This is a genomic window from Streptomyces sp. PA03-6a (assembly GCF_033792765.1).
GTDB lineage: Bacteria > Actinomycetota > Actinomycetes > Streptomycetales > Streptomycetaceae > Actinacidiphila.
Map to the genome: position 1 here is coordinate 1 of NZ_JARAVK010000378.1, position 6,137 is coordinate 6,137.

Sequence of the window (6,137 nt, forward strand, 5' to 3'; positions counted from 1 at the left end):
CCGCAACCGGCCCCTGGACGCCGGCCCGTATGCCTTCGTCTGGGTCGACGCACTGACCCAGAAGGTCCGCGAAGGCGGCCGCATCATCAACGTCCACGCGTTGATCGCGGTCGGTGTCAACGCCGACGGACACCGCGAGATCCTCGGCCTGGACGTCGCCACCGCTGAGGACGGCGCCGGCTGGCTGGCCTTCCTGCGCTCGCTCATCGCCCGCGGCCTGTCCGGCGTCCAGCTCGTCGTCTCCGACGCCCACGCGGGCCTGGTGGACGCCGTCGGAGCCGTCCTGCCTGGGGCTTCGTGGCAGCGCTGCCGCACGCACTACGCCCGCAACCTGCTCTCCCAGGTCCCGAAATCGGCCCAGCCATGGGTGGCGACGCTGCTACGGACGGTCTTCGAACAGCCCGACACCGACGCCGTCAAAGCCCAGATGAAACAGGTCATGAACGCCCTGGAGAAGAAGTTCCCCAAGGCTGCCGAGCACCTGGGTGCAGCCCAACACGACCTGCTGGCCTTCACTGCCTTCCCTCGCGAGATCTGGCGGCAGATCTGGTCCAACAACCCGCAGGAACGACTGAACAAGGAAATCCGGCGCCGCACCGACGTGGTCGGCATCTTCCCGGACCGCACCGCCGTGATCCGCCTGGTCGGCGCGGTCCTGGCCGAGCAGAACGACGAATGGACCGAGGCCCGCCGCTACATGGGCCGCGACCTCCTCGCCAAAGCCCGCCTCCACCCGATCGAGTCACGAAACGACGACACCGCCCTGCCCACTGAACTCATCGCATAGCCTCGAAGAAGAGATCACCGAGTGGCCGTCGATACACCACTCCAGCGGACGTGACCCTGAGACGGATGGAAGCCCTGTCAGGGTTGGAATCGGGTCTTCACCGGCCGACTTTGGGGTGCTTCATGCTGGCGGTCACGAGAGGGCGGCAGCCTCGCGTTAGTGAACGCTTTTGTACCTTTCGCGGGCGCTGTGTTGTTTCTGCGTGGCGTCACGGCAGGAACGGGGGTCACGGGCCGACCCACGGCAGGTTGTAGGTCATGTGGTGCGGTCAGGGTGGGCGCGATTGGGCCTTGACCCCGGTTTCTGGACACGGGTTATGCGGCTTTGGCCAGCGTAGTTGATGTTGTTCGGAATGTTCGCTCGTAGGCGATGGGGCTGCGCTGTCTGAGGCTGGAGTGCCGTCGGACGGTGTTGTAGCGGTGCAGCCAGCGGATGAGGTCGAGGTGGGCCTCGCGTGCGGTGTCCCAGGCTCGGCGGCCTTGCAGGGTCTCGCGTTTGCAGGTCGCGTTGAACGATTCGGCGAGTGCGTTGTCCGCGCTGGAGCCGACGGCGCTCATGGACTGGGTGACGCCGGCCGTGTGGCAGGCGTCGGCGAGGGCCCGGCTGCAGTATTGGGCCCCGTGATGGCTGTGGAAGGTGGCGCCGGCGAGGGTGCCGCGGGTCCGTTCGGCCGCATGCAGGGCGTCGATGACAAGGCCGGCGCGCATGTGGTCGGCGATCGCCCAGCCGGCCAGGCGCCGGGAGGCAAGGGCGAGCGGATCAACCACAAGCGGATCGCGCGCGTGATGCGGAGCATCAATCTCGCGGGAGTCCGGCTGCGTCGAAGGCACCGCACCACCATCGCGGACCCGTCCGTGGCGAAGGCCCCGGACCTGATCGGCCGCGACTTCACCGCCGCAGTGGCCGTGGACCGGGGAGCGAACCAATAGACGGATACTCACTAATGGCGCGAAGATCCAAAAAAGTGTCGCGAAAATTCGACGCGGCAGGGGTGGTGCCTGCGAGAATTCCCCCGACAGGCTGATCCTGTCGATGCGCAGTTCATTCCTGGCAATCAGGCGGCTTTGGGGGAGTGGTGGAGCGGCCGCTATTTTTGCGGGAAGAATTTCTGTGGTTGAGGGTGCGGGATTTTCTTAATTCGAGACGATGGGTTAGGTGAATCGGCGACGTGGTCGGGACCTCTCTTGCGCGCCAATCCGATGCACTGCTGACGATTCGCAGACCGCGGCCTTATCTGACGGGGTTCGAACGAAGAAGATATGCCGCGGAACTGAAGGCTAAGTATGAGGCGGGAGCCTCTATCCGAGACTTGGTCCAAGAGACGAACCGCTCGTACGGGTACGTGCACCGACTCTTGGATTCTGCTGGCGTCACCTTCCGCCCGCGCGGTGGCGTGAAAGCTCGCCCCACTGCTGTGTGATGCCGTATCAGCAGCCATGCCATAAACGGTTCTAGAGGCCGCGGCGGCTGTTGCAGTACGGTCTTTCGGCGTGGAAAGAGAAATACGATGGCGGCATTGTCTTGGAGGGTTTGTTGCTGGCGCAGGGGAAGTACCGGTGCAGGAGACCGCACCGATGACCGTCGAGCGGCCGCCGACTTCTGAGTCTTCGGCGATCCTTTGGGAAGGTGAGGAACCGATTGATACGTGCCTCGCAGCCCAATCTACCCTCCCTGGTGATGACGCAGAGCGCTATGGCGAGAGGATCAGGGATTTGGAGAAGGAGATCGCCGATCTCCGGAATGTCAATGAGGCGCTTACAGCTCTGCTTGTTCACTTTGTATCAGAACTCGGTCCGGCTTCGGGCCTGATGAGTCGAACCACGTAGCCGGCACCGATGGCTCGCGGAACCTCGCGGTGACAGGGTCCCATCATGGTCGTTTTGGTCAGCGTGTTGTCGGCTGGGCCGTTCGCGTCGAGCGGGACAAGATTTTGCCCCGGGTGCTGGTCACCAGGAACAGCAGCAGACCGGCTGTGGTCAGGACGAAGCCAGCCCAGACGGTGGACAGGGTTCCCCAGCCCGCGTCGAGGGTGATGGCGCCGCCGATCGCGCCAAGTGAGTTGGCCAGGTTGAGCGCGGCCAGGTTGAGCGCGCCCATGAGGGTAGGGGCGTTCGGGCTGATAGCGGTCAGCCGGACCTGGATGGTGGGGATAGCGAACATCATGGTGGCGCCAACGCCGAACAAGCAGGGCAGGAGGATCGTCAGGTTGCTGCCGCCGATGCCGATCAGTACGAGGATCACCAGGACGCCGCTGTAGCCCCAGATGAGGCCACGGCTCTCGTGCTGGTCGGCGATGCGTCCGCCGTAGTAGTTGCCAACCCCCATGCCGACGCCGAAGACGGCGAGTGCGATCGGGATAAGAGAGGCGTCGCGCAGGGCCGCGTCGGTGATGAACGGGCCGATGAAGGTGTAGACGGCGAAGATGCTGGAGATTCCGAGCGCTGCAACGGTGACCATGAGCCAGACGTTGACTCGGCGCAGCGCGCCCAGTTCGTTCGTGATTGAGTTGCCGCGCAGGTCGCTGGTTCGCGGTAGCCAGGCGACCAGTGCGGCGCTGGCCATAAGGCCGATGGCGACTACGGTCCAGTACATGGCACGCCAGCCAATGCTCTGACCGATGAAGGTGCTAAGCGGCGATCCTACGATGGTCGCGACGGTGAGCCCGCCCATCACAGTGGCGAACGCCGTGCCGCTTCTTCCGGGGCCATACACGTATGCAGCGACAACGGCTCCGGCGCCGAAGAACGCGCCTTGGACACTTCCAGTGATGAACCGGAAGGCCACCAGCAGGGCGATGTTCGGGGCTAGTGCGGAGAGAACGTTGCCGACTAGGAACAGCACGATCAATCCGAGCAGCAGGGTGCGCCGGTTGACTCGGGCTCCTAGCAGGATGATCGCAGGGGATCCGATCACCACGCCGACGGCGTAAGCGGTGACCGCGTAGGTCGCGACTGGAATCGCTACGTTGAGATCGGCCGCGAAAAGCTGAATGATGCCGTTGCTGCCGAACTCACCGGTGCCGATCGCGAAGGTGCCCAGCGCCAGAGCGAGCAAGGTCAGTTTTGGATTGCGGATCGGCGCTTTTGCTGAGGTGTGGCGGAGCTCCTCGGCGACACACTGGCCCTTGTATGCCAGCTGATGCATCTTTTCGTCCTTCCGGAAAAGTGGCCGCTCGGCGTATGCGCCGGTGTGTGACGGCGGTCAGGTCAGGTGGGTTTCAGGGGCCGCCACTGCGGGAGGCCATTACGCTGGGAAATCATGTTTTCGGGCAGCGTCAGATGGCTGCAGCCTAGTGAAATTCGGACGAGCCTCGCTGCCGTCAGGAAGGCGTGAACATAGTCACTCCGATGAGTTTGATAACGCATTCTGTAGAGGGAGACGGTCCGGTTCATGACCGTGTCGCCTGGGAGCGTGTTGAGCGCATATTGAGCGGGCTCGCCCGCATGAGTGTCGATGCTTGTAGGGGCACCGGTTCCCTCGGTGGCCCACCTCCCGAGAGACCTCGGCGCCCCTGGCGCCAGTGAGACGGCGAAGCCCACGGTTAGGTCTCCACCCACCGCTTGCGGCAGGAGTCAACCCAACCGCTGGACTCCGCCGTCCTTGGGCATGTCAGCGTGCGGCGCGCTTGATGAAGTCGGCCGTCACTGCGGGCTGCGAGATCATTGCGACGTGCGAGGCGCTGACTTCCTGGACGTGCGCGTCGGCTCGCTGCGCCATGAATCGCTGGGCCGCGGCTGGCAGCACCTGGTCGTTGCGAGCCACGAGATAATAGGAGGGAATGGTTCGCCATGCCGGGGTAGCGGAGGGCTCGCCCAGAGTGCGGGTGTCGGCTGGCCGTTGGCTGGCCCACATCAGTTCGGTCGTGGCCCTCGGTACATCGCCGGCGAAGACGTCCCGGAAGACTTCTCTCTTGATGTAGCCATCGGCTAGGCCGTCGCCGTAGGGACGGAAGTCCAGCGCGGCCTCGTTCAGCCGACTTCCCGGGTACTGGGTTTGCAGACCCAGCAGCGTCTCATCGTGGTCCGGCATGAAAGCCGCCACGTAGACCAGTGCCGTGACGTTGGTGTTCCCGGTTGCCGCGTTCGTGATGGCCATCCCGCCATACGAGTGCGCCACGAGAATCACGGGTCCGCGCAGGGTAGCCAGGATGCCACCCAGGTATGCGGAGTCGGAGGAAACGCTGCGTAGAGGATTCGCCGGTGCGATCACCGGGTAGCCGTCGCGGATGAGCCGAGTGGCGACGCCGTTCCAGCCGGACGCGTCGGCGAACGCACCGTGCACGAGCACGATGGTCGGCTTGGGTCCCTTCCTCGGGGTATGTGCCTGCGCGGTTGATGTACTGAGCAGGCCGCTAGTCGCGATTGCGGCAGATCCGGCCAGCAAGGTACGGCGAGTAGTTGTCATCCGGTACACGCCCTTCAATCCAGTTGTTCTTTGAAGTGATCGTGGGCGAGCGTAGATGCGGCTACTTGACGTGCGCTGTACGGTGCGGGGCGCGCGTCGATCGGCGCCTCCATAAACGGTTCAGTCCTCATCAAGTCCGTGGATTTGAATGTGCCCGCATTGGGTGAGCACGCATCTATTGACGGTCCGGATAGGTACCAGCGCCCCTTGGGCCATCCGGTGGCAGGTTCGGACGGAGCGGGAGTTGGGCTTCGCCGATGTAGCGGTTGGCGACTCTCCCTGAGCCTGGTTCCGGGAAGGCTTCCAGCGGGATCTGAGACAAGCGGTGGCGCCGCGCGTCTACTGCTTCACGGAGATGCCCGTAGGTGCGCGGTGCCCGCCGGGTTTCGGAGTACCGACGAAACGGGCTCCAGACGGTGACGGAAGTCGCAGTCCGGAGCCCGTGTCTCGTGTTGATCAAGGAGTCGGCCCGTCGGCTGGGGCGGCCGCCGCAACCCTCACGCGCCGGAGCCCTCTCGCTGGCCGTTTACGGTCGGCTAGTGCTGTGACCGCATAGACACCTCAGGCGGTTAGCAGGTCAAGCGGCGACCCCAAGTTCGGTGGGGAAGGCCGTGCTCTCATCGAACAGTGTGTGCTTCTGGAGGCAGTGGTAGAGCTGGCCGATCATGCGGTTGAACAGATTGCGTTGGGCGGCGGCGTGCCAGTCTCCGTGATCATTGCGCCGCTTGCGATAATGGGCTTTGGCGCCGGGTGAGGCGGTGATCGCGGAGAATGCCCACAGGTAGCCGGCGTGGTTGAGGCGGTCGTTTTCACCCACCGGCGGGTGATGGACGACTTCTTTCCCGAAGCGCGGGTGATGGGTGAGGAGCCTGCGTATGCCTTCAGACCCCGGGCGTCGGCGAACCGCTGACGGTCGTCTCCGATCTCGGCGAGCACCCGGGCGCCG

5 protein-coding genes and 3 pseudogenes are annotated in these 6,137 nt (G+C 64.4%); 4 read left to right on the forward strand and 4 right to left on the reverse strand.

What is annotated here, in order from left to right:
* The coding region (locus PV350_RS43400) for an IS256 family transposase (protein ID WP_500338885.1) at positions 1 to 787 on the forward strand (787 nt) is incomplete at its 5' end.
* A gap of 314 nt (positions 788 to 1,101) precedes the next feature.
* Here the strand turns inward: PV350_RS43400 and PV350_RS43405 are convergent.
* Positions 1,102 to 1,542, reverse strand: a pseudogene (locus PV350_RS43405) (transposase); the annotation flags it as partial.
* Between PV350_RS43405 and PV350_RS43410 the strand changes: the two are divergent.
* From PV350_RS43410 to PV350_RS43420, 3 genes and pseudogenes are all read left to right on the forward strand, one after another.
* Positions 1,537 to 1,683, forward strand: a pseudogene (locus PV350_RS43410) (IS3-like element ISTesp3 family transposase); the annotation flags it as partial. The pseudogenes PV350_RS43405 and PV350_RS43410 overlap by 6 nt on opposite strands.
* A 308-nt stretch (positions 1,684 to 1,991) precedes the next feature.
* Positions 1,992 to 2,207 carry a helix-turn-helix domain-containing protein gene (locus PV350_RS43415; protein ID WP_500338890.1) on the forward strand — a complete coding sequence of 72 codons (216 nt, stop codon included), beginning with the start codon at positions 1,992 to 1,994 and terminating at the stop codon, positions 2,205 to 2,207.
* Positions 2,208 to 2,361: 154 nt separating this feature from the next.
* On the forward strand, positions 2,362 to 2,613 hold the full coding sequence (locus PV350_RS43420) for a hypothetical protein (protein WP_500338886.1): 252 nt from the start codon (positions 2,362 to 2,364) through the stop codon (positions 2,611 to 2,613).
* Between the two features lie 58 nt (positions 2,614 to 2,671).
* Here PV350_RS43420 and PV350_RS43425 read toward each other — a convergent pair whose 3' ends face one another.
* The 3 genes and pseudogenes from PV350_RS43425 to PV350_RS43435 all read right to left on the reverse strand — a co-directional run.
* Entirely contained in the window at positions 2,672 to 3,931 is a 1,260-nt protein-coding gene (locus PV350_RS43425) for an MFS transporter (protein ID WP_500338888.1), read from the reverse strand.
* A 465-nt stretch (positions 3,932 to 4,396) separates the two neighbouring features.
* The gene (locus PV350_RS43430) at positions 4,397 to 5,068 is read right to left on the reverse strand and encodes an alpha/beta hydrolase (RefSeq protein ID WP_500338889.1); all 672 of its coding nucleotides are present in this window, start codon (positions 5,066 to 5,068) and stop codon (positions 4,397 to 4,399) included.
* A 700-nt stretch (positions 5,069 to 5,768) separates the two neighbouring features.
* A pseudogene (locus PV350_RS43435) lies at positions 5,769 to 6,137 on the reverse strand (transposase); the annotation flags it as partial.

Coding starts and splice junctions, on each gene's coding strand:
- PV350_RS43420 (WP_500338886.1), top strand. CDS start 2,362: ATGACCGTCGAGCGGCCGCCGACTTCTGAGTCTTCGGCGATCCTTTGG.
- PV350_RS43425 (WP_500338888.1), bottom strand. CDS start 3,931: ATGCATCAGCTGGCATACAAGGGCCAGTGTGTCGCCGAGGAGCTCCGC.